10 protein-coding genes are annotated in these 12,722 nt (G+C 69.3%); 4 read left to right on the plus strand and 6 right to left on the minus strand.

Annotated elements, in window-relative coordinates:
• Window positions 1-94: 94 nt before the first annotated feature.
• Window positions 95-1,171 (minus strand): NAD(P)-dependent alcohol dehydrogenase, encoded by a 1,077-nt coding sequence (locus tag NAM01S_RS04990; RefSeq protein WP_253798279.1) that lies wholly within the window; start codon window positions 1,169-1,171, stop codon window positions 95-97.
• Window positions 1,164-3,365, minus strand: a complete 2,202-nt coding sequence (locus tag NAM01S_RS04995; RefSeq protein ID WP_218018338.1) for an MMPL family transporter — start codon at window positions 3,363-3,365, stop codon at window positions 1,164-1,166. Before NAM01S_RS04995 ends, NAM01S_RS04990 begins: the two co-directional genes overlap by 8 nt.
• On the opposite strand from NAM01S_RS04995, the gene NAM01S_RS05000 reads away from it, so the two are divergent.
• The gene (locus NAM01S_RS05000) at window positions 3,319-4,800 is read left to right on the plus strand and encodes a sensor histidine kinase (protein WP_218018339.1); all 1,482 of its coding nucleotides are present in this window, start codon (window positions 3,319-3,321) and stop codon (window positions 4,798-4,800) included. The two genes, NAM01S_RS04995 and NAM01S_RS05000, sit on opposite strands and share 47 nt — an antisense overlap.
• Before the next feature lie 43 nt (window positions 4,801-4,843).
• Window positions 4,844-5,521 carry a response regulator transcription factor gene (locus NAM01S_RS05005; protein ID WP_067779908.1) on the plus strand — a complete coding sequence of 226 codons (678 nt, stop codon included), beginning with the start codon at window positions 4,844-4,846 and terminating at the stop codon, window positions 5,519-5,521.
• A gap of 4 nt (window positions 5,522-5,525) precedes the next feature.
• On the opposite strand, the gene NAM01S_RS05010 is transcribed toward NAM01S_RS05005, so the two are convergent.
• The 4 genes from NAM01S_RS05010 to NAM01S_RS05025 all read right to left on the minus strand — a co-directional run bounded on the left by NAM01S_RS05010 (window position 5,526) and on the right by NAM01S_RS05025 (window position 10,004).
• The gene (locus NAM01S_RS05010; RefSeq protein WP_084482463.1) at window positions 5,526-6,143 is read right to left on the minus strand and encodes a TIGR03667 family PPOX class F420-dependent oxidoreductase; all 618 of its coding nucleotides are present in this window, start codon (window positions 6,141-6,143) and stop codon (window positions 5,526-5,528) included.
• Window positions 6,144-6,211: 68 nt separating this feature from the next.
• Entirely contained in the window at window positions 6,212-7,561 is a 1,350-nt protein-coding gene (locus NAM01S_RS05015; protein WP_084482503.1) for an MFS transporter, read from the minus strand.
• Window positions 7,562-7,658: 97 nt separating this feature from the next.
• Window positions 7,659-8,489: an isocitrate lyase/PEP mutase family protein gene (locus NAM01S_RS05020; protein WP_067779916.1), complete on the minus strand. Its 831-nt coding sequence runs from the start codon at window positions 8,487-8,489 to the stop codon at window positions 7,659-7,661.
• A gap of 129 nt (window positions 8,490-8,618) precedes the next feature.
• Window positions 8,619-10,004, minus strand: coding sequence for an XRE family transcriptional regulator (locus tag NAM01S_RS05025; RefSeq protein WP_067779919.1), 1,386 nt, complete (start codon window positions 10,002-10,004; stop codon window positions 8,619-8,621).
• A 384-nt stretch (window positions 10,005-10,388) separates the two neighbouring features.
• Here NAM01S_RS05025 and NAM01S_RS05030 point away from each other — a divergent pair, with 384 nt between their 5' ends.
• Entirely contained in the window at window positions 10,389-11,339 is a 951-nt protein-coding gene (locus NAM01S_RS05030) for a hypothetical protein (protein WP_067779922.1), read from the plus strand.
• Between the two features lie 70 nt (window positions 11,340-11,409).
• Window positions 11,410-12,663, plus strand: a complete 1,254-nt coding sequence (locus NAM01S_RS05035; RefSeq protein ID WP_067779925.1) for an adenylosuccinate synthetase — start codon at window positions 11,410-11,412, stop codon at window positions 12,661-12,663.
• Window positions 12,664-12,722: the final 59 nt, after the last annotated feature.

The raw sequence follows: 12,722 nt of genomic DNA on the forward strand, positions 1-12,722 counted from the left end.
GGGTATGCGTCGCTTCGGACCGTCACCATCATCGGCGTTCCGAGGGAACCGGCGCACAGCCGGATGGCATGGCATGTATGGAATTCGAGCTGATTCACCGCACAATGACAATCTTGCCGCGAGCGTGCCCCTGCTCCAGGTAGCGGATGGCAGCCGGCAGTTCGTCCAAAGGGTAGCTGCGGTCGATGACGGGGGCCACGTCGCCCGCCTCTATGATATCCCGAAGCATCACCAGATCCGCCGCGTTCGGAGCGACCGTGAAGCTCGTCAAGCGCTGGCTCACGAATGGAGACATCAGACGAGCGGCGAGCAGGCGATCCACAGCGCCGATCCAGCGGCCGTCCGAGTCACCGCCGGCCAGCACGAGCGTGCCGCCGGTCGTGAGTACCCGCAGGTAGTCCGAGGGGGCGCGGGTTCCGGACAGCTGGAAGACGAGGTCATAGCGTTGCCCGCCGCGGGTGAAATCTACTCGGGTGTAGTCGATGACGTGATCCGCGCCGAGGGATCGGACCAGGTCGGCATTTGCCGTGCCGCAAACACCGGTCACCTCGGCGCCCCAGCGCTTGGCGAGTTGCACGGCGAACGTGCCGACACCGCCCGCCGCGCCGACGATCAGCACGTGCTTCCCCGGACCGATCCGTCCGTGATCACGCAGTGCCTGCAGGGCCGTCGTCGCGGCCAATGGTACGGCCGCGGCCTGCTCGAAGGAGAGGTTCTCCGGTTTGTGTGCCAGGAGATCTTCCGGAACGCAGACGTATTCGGCGAAGGTACCGAAGCCGCGCAGGAACGGGCTTCCGAATACCTCGTCCCCGGGCCGGAATCCGGTGACGTTCGCACCGACCGCTTCCACCTGCCCCGCCACATCACAGCCGGGCACCGTATGGTGCGGGCGCCGCAGCCCCAGCTGCAGACGGGCGATGTACGGAATGCCTCTGATCAAGTGCCAGTCGGCCGGGTTCACCGATGCCGCGTGCACGCGGACAAGTACCGAACCGTCCTCCGGCGTCGGAGTGTCGATGTCACGGAGTTCCAGGACATCGTCCGGTGCACCGTACTCGTCGTGAACGATCGCTTTCATACGTTCCCTTACCTTTCCTACAGGTGGTCGAGCGGATTCACCGCGCTTCGAATTGCGCGGGAAGAGCACTTGCGCGGCGATAGAATCAGCCACGCTCAGTGACGGGCACCGGCGCAGTCGCGGTCGGCGGCTCGATATCGTGCTCGCGCGATCGCGGCAGGAGCGAACCGAGCCAGCGGGGCATCCACCAGTTGGCCCGGCCCAGCAATGCCATGGTGGCGGGTACCAGCACCATCCGGACGATCGTCGCGTCCAGCACGATCGCGGCGGCCAGCCCCAAACCCATCATCTTCACCAGCGGCGACGGGCTCGCGACGAAGCCGAGGAACACCGCGGTCATGATCAGTGCGGCGGAGGTGATCACGCGGCCTGTACCCGCCAATCCGCGTGCGACCGCCTCGGCATTGTCGCCGGTGGCGTCGAATTCCTCGCGGATACGCGAGAGCAGGAACACCTCGTAGTCCATGGACAGGCCGAAGAGGATGGCGAAGAACATCGTCGGCATCGGTGAGGGGATCGGATAGGTCCTCTCCAAACCGAATACGGTGGCGAACCAGCCCCACTGGAACACCGCGACCACGATGCCGTAGGCCCCGCCGATCGACAGCAGGTTCATCACCGCCGCCTTCAGCGGTATCGCGAAGGAGCGGAACACCACCATCAGCAGCAGAAACGACGCGACCAGGATCGCGGCGACGAAGACCGGTAGGGCTTCGTCCAGCCGTTCGGTGAGGTCGTCGGTCATGGCCGTCAGACCCGATACGGCCACGTTGTCGGGGAGGAGGTCGCGGATGCGCCGCAGGGTTTCCGCCGTCGCCGCGTCCGCGGGACCGGTGGCAGGTATCGCCGACAGCACGACCGTGTCACCGGCGGGTGAGGTCCGGGGCACGCCCACGGCCACAATCCCGTCGTCGGCGGCGATACGCTCGGCCAGTGCGGGGATGCGTCCGGCATCGACTCCCGGACTGCGCAGATCGGCGACAAGCAACAGCGGGCCGTTGAAGCCCGGCCCGAAACCATCGGCCAGCAGGTCGTAGGCGCGGCGGTGCGTGGTGCTCGTCGAGTCGTCACCGGCGTCCGGGAAGCCCGTGCGCATGCTGAACGCCGGGGCGGCCAATGCCAGCAGCACCGCCGCGGCGACGACCAGATACGGCCACGGGCGCTCGGCGATCCGGTGGGCGAAACGCCACCACGCCGTGCCTGTCGCCTGCTCGGCAGGGCGATTGCGGCCGAGCAGGCGCCCCGTCTCGATTCGGTCGCCGAGCAGTGACAGCAGCGCAGGCAGCAACGTGAGCGCGGTCGCGACGGCGAGCAGCACCACCAGCGAGGTGCTGAGGCCGACCGAGGTCAGGAATCCGACACCGGTCAGCACGAGGGCCGCCATGGCCACGACGACGGTGCCGCCCGCGAACAGCACAGCGGAACCCGCGGATCCCATCGCGTTGGACAGCGCCATCGCGTTGTCCTGTCCTGCGGCGCGGTTCTCGCGGTAGCGGGCCACGATGAACAGGGCGTAATCGATGCCGACACCGAGGCCGATCATCGCGCCGATCGTCGGTGCCGCCGAGGAGATGTCCAGCGCGCTGGCCAGTACCACGATGCCACCGACTCCTGCGGCAACCGTGATCAGGGCCAGCGCTATCGGAAGCAGCGCGGCCACGATGCTGCCGAACGCGACAACCAGCACGATCAGCGCGACCAGTACACCGGCGGCCTCCGCACCCGAGGTCGCGGTATCGGAATTGATGAACGCCGCGTCGCCACCGAGTTCCGCTGTGAGACCGGCGTCCCGTGCTGGCGCCATCGCCGCGAAGAGCGCGTTCAGTGCGTCCGGCCCCAGATCCGTCGACGGCAGATCGAGGGTGATTTCGGCGAATGCGATCCGACCGTCGGGAGAGATCGTGCCCGTGGCGAACGGGTCGGCCACCACGGCAACGTGCTCCACGTCGGCGACCCGGACGACCGCGGCATCGACGGCGGATCGGTGACCCTCGAGCCGCTCCCCTGGCGGCGCGGCGAAAACAGCCACGGCGCTGCCGTCGGCCGCTTCGGGGAAGCGTTGCTCGAGCAGGTTCATCGCCTGCTCGCTCTGGCTGCCGGGCGCGACGAAGTCATCGATGAACGGGCCGCCCGCAGTCCCGGCCATGGTCAGCACGAGTGCGACGGCCGCCACCCAGGCAGCGATGATTGCCCATGGTCGGCGGGCGCTGACGTCGCCTATGTGGCGGGTTAATCGGTTCATGATCACGGGCTCCTGGGCGATGGCCGCCGGTTGTTCCGAAGGCATTTGGGACAGCGGGTTCCATCGTGGGCGGCAGGCACCTGCGCGGTCGCCCGCCGCGAGGGGATTCGCTCCCCCCCGTTCGTCGGGGTTGTCATGCCGCGGTCGTCCTCCTGACGGCGGAGGCGGTATCCGCACAGAGCGTGATGACTACCCGTCCCGGTGTGGCCTACCGTTGCCTGATGCGCATCGACTCGTCTCGCAACACCGGCCGTCAGATCTCGGGGCGATGACCGACCGCGCCGCGCGCCGGCCCTCGGCTGCGCCGCATGGCCCGTCGGAGCGATTCTGGGGCCCGTTCACCCGCTGGCCACGCATCTCGGACGCGAGCCTCGCTGTCACGATGTTCCTGCTGGCCGTGCACGTCGTGGACGCGCCCGGTGACGCGATCGCCCTCCGCTCGATCGGCTCGGTACCGGTAGCCATGCTGCTGGTTTCCGCCGTGGCGAGCGTGGCGCTGTATTGGCGCCGCAGCGCACCCGTGCCGGTCCTGGCGGTGACGCTCCTGTCCTGGCTGGTCGTGGCGGTGAGTTCGGACTATTCCGACTTCGGCGGTATGGCGATCATCGCGCTGTACAGCGCGGGGCGCTACTCCGGCGAGCTGCGATGGGGCTATGCCGGTATCGGGGGTGGCTTTGTCGTGGTCACCGTCGATGGCCTGCTCGCGCGCGCCGCCTGGGCGGAGATCATCGCCGGTGTCGTCGCCATGGAACTCGCGTGGTACGTGGGCCGCCGGTTGCGTCTGCGCGCCGAACGCGACGACCGGCTGAGCCGGGAACAAGCCGAGGAGGAACACCGAATCCGCATCGAGGAACGTACCCGCATCGCCCGCGAACTCCATGATGTGGTCGCCCACCGAGTGAGCATGATGACGGTACAGGCCGGAGCTGCCAAGGTCGTGGCCAGCCACGACCCCGAGGCGGCCCACCAAGCGATGGCCGCAGTCGAGGACGCCGGGCGACAGGCGCTGGACGAACTGCGCCATCTGCTTGGAGTGCTGCGGCCGGATCTCGATCACGACGGACTCGGGCCTCAACCCGGCCTTTCCGACCTGCCCGGTCTCGTCGAGGAGGTGCGCCGGGCGGGCCTCGATATCTCGGTGACGACCGAAAACATCCGTGCCTCCCTGGCGGCTCGCGTGGAACTGTCGGCTTATCGCATCGTGCAGGAAGCACTGACCAACGTGCTCAAGCACAGCGGCCCGCGGACCCGGACCGAAGTGCACCTGCGTGGCACGCAGTGTGGCCGGGGCATCACGATAGAAGTGCTCGATGATGGCCGTGCGACACGATCGGGGCCGAGTATCGACAAGCGCCCGGCGGGTCACGGGATCATCGGTATGCGCGAACGGGCCCAGCTGTTGGGTGGCAACCTCGAGGCGGGGCCGCGACCCGGCGGCGGTTTCCAAGTGCTTGCCGAACTACCCACAGGAGGGCCGTAGCCGTGAGTTCCGTGAACCGACTTGCGCCGGAATACATCCCGGCATGACTATCCGCGTCATCGTCGTCGATGATCAGGCCCTGGTCCGCACCGGCTTCACGATGGTGTTGCGGATCCACCCGGACATCGAGGTGGTGGCCGAGGCCGGAACTGGCCTCGAGGCGGTCGAGGCAGCGCACCGCCATCGTCCGGACGTGATCCTGATGGACATCCGCATGCCCGAAATGGATGGGCTCGAGGCGACCGCCAGAATCATGGCGGAGGCGGATTGGGATGTCCGAGTGCTGATCCTGACCACATTCGATCCGGACGAATACGTCTATCGAGCCCTGCGGGCCGGTGCCAGCGCCTTCGTGCTCAAAGACATGCCCGCCGACCAGCTGGCCGCGGCTGTACACACCGTGGCCGACGGTGGTGCGCTGCTCGCGCCCTCGATTACTCGCCGCTTGATCGGCCGGTTCGCACGTCGTCTCACCGTCGACACCGCCGTCGCAGGCCGTCTGCAACGGCTCAGCGACCGGGAACGCGACGTGATGGTCGCCATCGCGCGCGGAGCCAGCAACGCCGAGATCGCCGCGCAACTGTTCATCGGAGCCGCGACGGTCAAGTCCCATGTATCGAGCATCCTCACGAAACTCGGCCTGCGCGACCGCGCCCAGATCGTCGTCTTCGCCTACGAGAGCGGCCTGGTCGAAGCCGGCGACAACAGCATCGGTCATTGACCGATCAGGCGTCACGTCGCCATTCGCGCCAGTCCAGCGCGGTCACCGACCCGCTGCTGTGCAGGCGGGTCGGCGTGATGATCATGGCCGCGGAGAACATCGTGGCGAACTCCGCCGGTGTGCCGAACATCGCGCCGATGCGTTCGGCGTACTTCGCCGCGTACCGCGGCTCGCGGTCCGCGGGCGGCAGGTCGGGGGCGAGCGCGGCGGTGCCTTCCAGGCGGACGATGTCGCGGCCGATGTCGGTGACGTCGAGGCCGAGACTCACGTGTGGGTTGGCCGCCACATTGCGCAGCTTCTGCTTGCCGGGTTGGCTGTAGACGAGGACCGTTTCGTCCTCGCGCAGCAGAAACCACACCGGCACGCTGTCTGGCCTGCCGTCCGGGCGGACTGTGGTCAGCCACGCGACGAGATTGCTGCGCAGCCTGTCTTCGACGTACGCGCCGCGGCCGGCGGGAAGATGGAATGTCAGGTTCATGGGTGCCTTCATCTCGTACGAAAGTGCCTGTTCGGCAGGGGATGTCGTGCGATCTGCGGGTAAGAGGCTAATCGAGCGACGGCGCGTCGGCGCGGTGACGGGAGAACCGCGCGGTTGCGGGAAACTCGCGGTGAACGCGAACATCCGCCGATCGTGTACTCGATCGGCGGATGCCTCAGCGGAACGCGCCTCGTGGCGCCGGTGTGCGGCGTTCACGCTCCGGTGCCGGACTTGACGGTGGACACCGCGGTGCCCGTCGCCGCGTCGGACGTGTCGGTGTCGGCTTCGTCGGATACCTCCATGTCCGTTGGCGCGTCGGGTGTTTCGCTCACCACGGGCTCGCTCGTATCCGCCTTGTCGTCCTCCCGCATCCCGGCGTACGCGCACCAGGCCGCGACGAGCCCCAGCACGCCGCACAGCGGCCAGATCCCGGAACCCAGGCGATCCCACGCCAGCACGCCCAGCGTGGGACCCAGCGCCATGCCGAGGCCGAAGGTGGCCTGGTGGGTGCCGATGTAGCGCGCCTTCACCGCCGAGGGGAAGGTCGACGGGTAGGCGAACATGGTGGGGCCGTTGATCATCACGCCGAGCACGAACACCACGGTGGCCAGCAGGATCGGCGCGGCGCCGTGCTCGGCGAAGGAGTACCCGGCGACGCCGAGCCCCATGACCGCGGTGCCCACCGCGCCGACCAGCGGCGCTCGCAGATGCTTGACGTAGGAGGTGATCTTCAGCTCGCACAGGATCAGCACCACCGACGCCGTGACGAGCACCGCGCTGTACAGGCCAGTGGAGTGACCGTCGGCGGTGATGTTCAGCGGCAGCGCGACGGTGTACTGCACGTAGATGATCGAGCCGATCAGCACCGAAGCCAGGAAAAGCTGATAGCGCCGGTCGCGCAGGATCACGCCGTAGCCGGTGCGCCGCTCGGTCGCCGGTTCCGGCGCGTCCTGCACCGCCTTGACGTTGGGCAGGAGCAGCAGCGCGAGCACCGCGTAGGTGAGGGCGGACGCGGCGTCCAGCCACAGCAGCAGGTTCCAGTCGATGAGGATCACGGCCGCGGCGATCAGCGGCGCCAGTGCCGCGCCCGCGTTGAGCGCGATGCGCATCATCGAAAAGCCCATCACCCGATGCTCTTCCGGCATCAGATCGCCGAGCATCAGCGCCGCCGCCGGTCGATAGGACTGGGTGACCAGGCCCGCCGCGCCCACCGCCGCGAGCAGCACCGCGAACATACCCGGCGTCGCCAGCAGCGGGATGAACGCGAGCAGGACCGACGATCCGGTCATCGCCGCGATGATGGTCGAGCGCGGGCCGAGCCGGTGGGTCAGCTCGCCGCCGAGCATGGTCCCGAACACCGCGCCCGCGCTGTAGGCGGTCAGCGCGAGACCGGCTTGGCCGATGCTGAATTCGCGATGCGTCAGGTAGAGCACCAGGAACGTCTGCACGAAAGCGCCGAGCTGGTTCACCAGCACGCCGATGAGCAGGTAGACGACCGGGCGCGGGGTCTGGCGCAGCGCGGCGAAAACGCCGGTGCGCGAATCGGTTCTGATTGCGTTCATCGTGAATCCTTGGTCGCCGGGGCGGAGATGTGGTCGGCGTTCGGGAGTTTCGGCGCGGCCGCGCTCGGACATCTCGATGCGGCCGCGCCTCCAGAGCTCAGCGCAGCAGCGCTTCGATCGCGCCGAAGTCCAGTGCGTCCGCGAGCTCGTTGTAGGTGCCGGTGTCGAGGAGTTCGCGGGCGGCGGCCGCGGCCCGCGCGTAGGCGGCCTGGGCCAGCGCCGGCCCGAGGCTGACCCGGCGCACTCCCGCCGCGGCCAGCTCCGACACGCTCGGCGCGCCAGGCCCGGTCATCACGTTCAGCGGAATCGGTGATTTGCCCGCGAGATCGGTGAGTGTCGGCAGGTCGAGCAGGCCGGGGACGAACAGGCTGTCCGCGCCCGCCTCGGCGTAGTCCACCGCCCTGGCCAGCACCTCGTCGAAGCGGTCCTCGGCCGCGCCGATGCCGAACAGGTAGACGTCGGTGCGCGCGTTGAGCACCAGTTCGGGAAGTCCGGCCTCGGTGGCCGCGGTGCGAGCCGCGCGCAACCGGTCGCACTGCGCCGCGCGGTCGAACAGCGGCCCGCCCGGCGCGGTGGAATCCTCCACGTTGACGCCGACCGCGCCCACCCCGACGACGGCGGCGACGGTGGCCGCGACGTCCTCCGGCGCGGCACCGTAGCCGCCCTCGACGTCGGCGGTGACCGGCACGTCGACGGCCGCGACGATGCGGGCCACCTGGGCGACGGCCTCGTCCCGCGTCATCCGCTGGCCGTCGGTGCGGCCGAGCGCCCAGGCCACGGCCGCGCTGGTGGTGGCGATCACCTGGGCGCCCGCCTGCGCGATCACCGCGGCGCTGATCGGGTCCCATGCGTTGGGTAGCACGAATGTGCCCGCCGCGTGCAGGTTTCGAAACGCGTTGGCCCGGCTCTGCTGGATCTCGTCCGCCACGTCCTCTCCTCCTGAGTCGTTGTCCTGATCTGTTCGAACTCGACGAACCTAACCCCGGAACCGGCTGTGACCACCGGGTCGGCGGCTACCGCGGACAATCGAACGTCAAAGCCGGACAACATGTTCGGCTCAGCGCCCGAAACCGCTGTCGAAACCGATGGCCGCGCGTAGTGGGTCGGCGTCGAGTTCGTCGGCGCCGCGCCGCAGCGCGAACCGGTCCGCCTCCTGCGCGACGACCTGCCCGATCAACGGCGACATCACATACCGCTCCGGCTCCGAAACCCGGTGCAGCAGACCACCGTCGATGAGGCTGTCCATCGCGTATTCGGCCGACTCGATCGAGATGTGCAGCGTGCGTGCCAGTGTCGCGGGCGTCACCTCGTCGGCGCCGCCCGCCAGCATGTGCAGCACATGCTTGGCCAACGGTGGACGCGACAGGTAGGCGGGCAGCACCGCGTCGGCGAGGCTCACATCGCCGATCCGCAGCCAGTTCGACACGTTCACCCCCTCGGCCAGGCGCGCGGCGATCTCCGACAGGCGTCGGCCCGGTTGCGCGGCGATCTTGCGGCCCGCGATGGTGAGCGCGAGGGGCAGGTGTCCGCAGAACTCGGCGATACTGCTCGCCGCGGCCGGTTCGGCCCCGACCCGGTCGCCGCCGATGAGCAGCCGCAGCAGGTCGACCGACTCGGTGCGGGGGAGCGGGCCGAGGGTGACGCGGCGCACCCCGTCCAGGCCGAGCAGTCGCGAGCGGCTGGTCACCACGATCTGGCTGTTCAGCGAGCGCGCGAGCAGCGGGCGCACCTGCGGTTCGTCGCGGACGTTGTCGAGCAGCACGATGACCCGGCGCTCGGCGAGCATCGAGCGGTAGAGCCCGATCCGGTGCATGTCGTCGGCGGGTACCCGATCGGGCGGTACGCCGAGCGCGCGCAGGAAACCGGCCATCACCTCCAGCGGCGCGGCGTCGTCGCAGCGGATGGCGGCCATGTCGGCGAACAGCTGTCCGTCGGGGAACTGCTCGGCGAGCCGGTGCGCGAACCGCAGCGCGAACGCGGTCTTGCCGACGCCGACCGGGCCGCGCACCACCACCGGCACCCGCGAGTCGGCGATGCCCGCCGTCGCCGCGCGCGTGCCGTCGAATTCGGCGACCCGGCCGACGAAATCGTCCGGTCCGATGGGCAGTTGGACCGGACGCCGCGGCGGTCCCGCGTCGGCCGTCTCGTCCACCACAATCGGCAGCGGCTCGGTGGGCGCGCCGTCCCCGCGCGCCTCGCGCCAACGGCGCTCCCACTCCGCGGGATCGCCGCCGCAGGCGCGGACGAACGCCAGCGCCACCGGCAGCGTCGGCAGCCGGTGGCCGCCCGCGGCGTCCGACAAGACGGAAGGGGAGTAGAGGGCCACGCTGGCCAGCTGCCGGTAGGACGGATTGCCCGCCGCGGCCCGCAACTTGCGCAGATCGCCCGCGAACGCGGCAATCGGGCCCGACCTGATATCGATCGGCTTCTCTCGTCTCCCCATCGGTGCTCCACTCCCTGAAATGCGTTGCGGCACACTTGCCCCTGTGCCGCAGCCTGGCAGCCGACGACGATGTCGGCTCCCCCCATGACGCGCACCGCCTAGCGAGCACCGGCCTCGGCGGTTTGCCCCTGATTCAGACCGCACTTCCGGGGAGCTCCGCACCGCGCGTCCGGCGAGTCCGAATTTCCCGTTCCGCGATCGTCCATCCGGAGGGTGAACGGCCAGCGTCGCTATGGCATGCAATAGGCGACGTGCCGCCTAAGCCTGAATCGCGGTGCGTGCCTTGGGTATTAACAGCCGGATGGGCCCGCGTTCGGCCAGCTCCCTTGACCGTCGTAGTTTTAGTCACCTACACTAAAACTACGACACGAGAGGAGCGGCGACATGGGATACGGACACTGGGACGACACCGCCTACCTGGCGGCCAAGACCTACCGCGCCGGCCGGGGGATCGATGATTTCGGCTACACCGCCGACATGCGCGCGCAGCCGTACACGAGCTGGCGGGCGCATCCGTCGCTAGACCCGCTCGGGGTCGGCGCGCGCGAATGCCGGGACTCCGCCGAGCACGGGAACTCGCTGCCCATCGCGGTGTTGTTCGACGTGACCGGCTCGATGGGGCAGGTGCCGATCATCATGCAGGACAAACTCGGCAAACTGCACGGACTGCTCCAGCGCAAGAAGTACGCCGACGATCCGCAGATTTTGTTCGGCGCGATCGGCGACGCCGACACCGACCGGGTGCCGCTGCAGATCGGCCAGTTCGAATCCGACAACCGGATGGACGAGCAGCTGCGCACCATCCTGCTCGAGGGCGGCGGTGGCGGCCAGAAGTCCGAAAGCTACGAGCTGGCGGCCTATTTCATGGCCACCCACGTCGTCACCGACGCGTGGGAGAAGCGGCGCAAGCGCGGATACCTGTTCCTCATCGGCGACGAGCTGAACAAGCCGCGGCTGGCCTCGCGGCACATCCGCGCGGTGATCGGCGATCACGTGCGCAGCGATATCGCGGTCGACTCGATCTACCGCGAGCTGGCCGAGAAGTGGCACGTGCACTACATCCTGCCGAACCAGTCCTCCTACTACGACGACCCCGAGATCGCGGAGCACTGGCGCGGGCTGCTCGGCCAGAACTTCCTGAAGCTCGACGATCCGGCCGCGGTGTGCGAACTCATCGCGCTCACCATCGGGCTGGCCGAGGGGCGGGTCGACGTCGAAACGGGGCTGGCGGATCTGCGCGACGTCGGGTCGGCGGCGGAGGTGGATTCGGTCGGCAAGGCGCTCGGCGCGCACGCGCGTCCGGCCGTGCGGGCGCTGCCGGGTGGTTCGCGCTGAGCGGGTGCGCCGCACCGCCGCGGGGTCGGTGCGGCGCGCTCGACGTTCATGAAACAGAAAGCAGGACAGCATGATCGGCTCGCATCTGATCGTCGTCGACCTCGGCTTCGGTGACGCGGGGAAGGGCGCGACGGTGGACTGGCTGTGCTCGCCAGAGGCGGGTCTGGACGTGTCCGCCGTCGTGCGTTTCAACGGTGGCGCGCAGGCCGCGCACAACGTGATCGCCGACGGGCGGCACCATACGTTCGCGCAGTTCGGGTCAGGCACGTTCGCCGGCGTGCCGACCCTGCTGTCCGAACACATGCTCGTCGAACCGATCGCGTTGGCGGGGGAGGCTCGGCGGCTGGCGGCGCTCGGCGTCCGAGATCCGCTGGCGCTGTTGCGTATCGACGATCGCGCGCTGCTGACCACGCCGATCCACATCGCCGCCAACCGTGCGCGCGAGGACGCCCGCGGTGCGGCACGGCACGGGTCCTGCGGCCGTGGCATCGGCGAAACCGCCTGGTACGCACTGGAACACGACGCGCCGACGGTCGCCGACTGTCGGCGACCCGATGTGCTGCGGCGGAAGTTGCGCGAACTTGCCGCCCACTACGGTCCCTTGATCGCGCCGAGCGCGCACCGCTACGAGCCGATCGACGATCTGGTCGACATGTACCGGGAGTTCGCGGCCGCGGTGCGGATCGTGGACGGGCGATACCTGGCGAGGGCGGCCCGGCGCGGCCGCCTTGTCTTCGAAGGCGCGCAGGGCGTGCTGCTCGACGAGTGGCGTGGATTGCACCCGCACACCACCTGGTCCACGGTCGAACCGCGCAACGCCCGCGCCATGCTCGCGGCCATCGGCCACGCGGGGTGCACCGTCGGTGTCACGCGCACCTACCAGACCAGGCACGGCGCGGGCCCGTTGCCGACGGAGGACCCGCGGCTCGCGATTCCCGAGCCGCACAACGGCTTCGGCGAGTACCAGGGCGCGTTCCGGCTCGGCCACCTCGACGCGGTGTTGCTGCGTTACGCCGTCGCGGCGTGCGGCGGCGTCGACGGTCTCGTGGTCAACCACCTGGATGCCGTCGGAACCGGCTGGGCCGCAACGGGTTACCGCACCTGCGCCGGTGTGGTGCGAGACCTGCCGCTCGGTCCGTGGCGCGACCTCGACTACCAGCGCCGGCTCACCGAGTTGCTCGCCACCGCCGAGCCGATACTCACCGAGTTGCCCGAAGATCGGCTGTCCTGGTTCGAGCGGACGCTCGGCGCGCCCGTCGTGCTCAGCGCGGACGGACCGACACGGGCCGACCGCACCGCGTCGCGGGCGGAGGTCGCCGCCTGAGCGGTGCTGTCGAAGGCGGGCGGGCGCCGGGCGAGCGACGGAGGGCAGGATGGTTCGGC

The sequence above is a fragment of the Nocardia amikacinitolerans NBRC 108937 genome (assembly GCF_001612615.1).
GTDB lineage: Bacteria > Actinomycetota > Actinomycetes > Mycobacteriales > Mycobacteriaceae > Nocardia > Nocardia amikacinitolerans.

Coding starts and splice junctions, on each gene's coding strand:
- NAM01S_RS04995 (WP_218018338.1), bottom strand. CDS start 3,365: ATGCCTTCGGAACAACCGGCGGCCATCGCCCAGGAGCCCGTGATCATG.
- NAM01S_RS05015 (WP_084482503.1), bottom strand. CDS start 7,561: ATGAACGCAATCAGAACCGATTCGCGCACCGGCGTTTTCGCCGCGCTG.
- NAM01S_RS05035 (WP_067779925.1), top strand. CDS start 11,410: ATGATCGGCTCGCATCTGATCGTCGTCGACCTCGGCTTCGGTGACGCG.
- NAM01S_RS05000 (WP_218018339.1), top strand. CDS start 3,319: ATGATCACGGGCTCCTGGGCGATGGCCGCCGGTTGTTCCGAAGGCATT.
- NAM01S_RS05005 (WP_067779908.1), top strand. CDS start 4,844: ATGACTATCCGCGTCATCGTCGTCGATGATCAGGCCCTGGTCCGCACC.
- NAM01S_RS05010 (WP_084482463.1), bottom strand. CDS start 6,143: ATGTTCGCGTTCACCGCGAGTTTCCCGCAACCGCGCGGTTCTCCCGTC.
- NAM01S_RS05025 (WP_067779919.1), bottom strand. CDS start 10,004: ATGGGGAGACGAGAGAAGCCGATCGATATCAGGTCGGGCCCGATTGCC.
- NAM01S_RS05030 (WP_067779922.1), top strand. CDS start 10,389: ATGGGATACGGACACTGGGACGACACCGCCTACCTGGCGGCCAAGACC.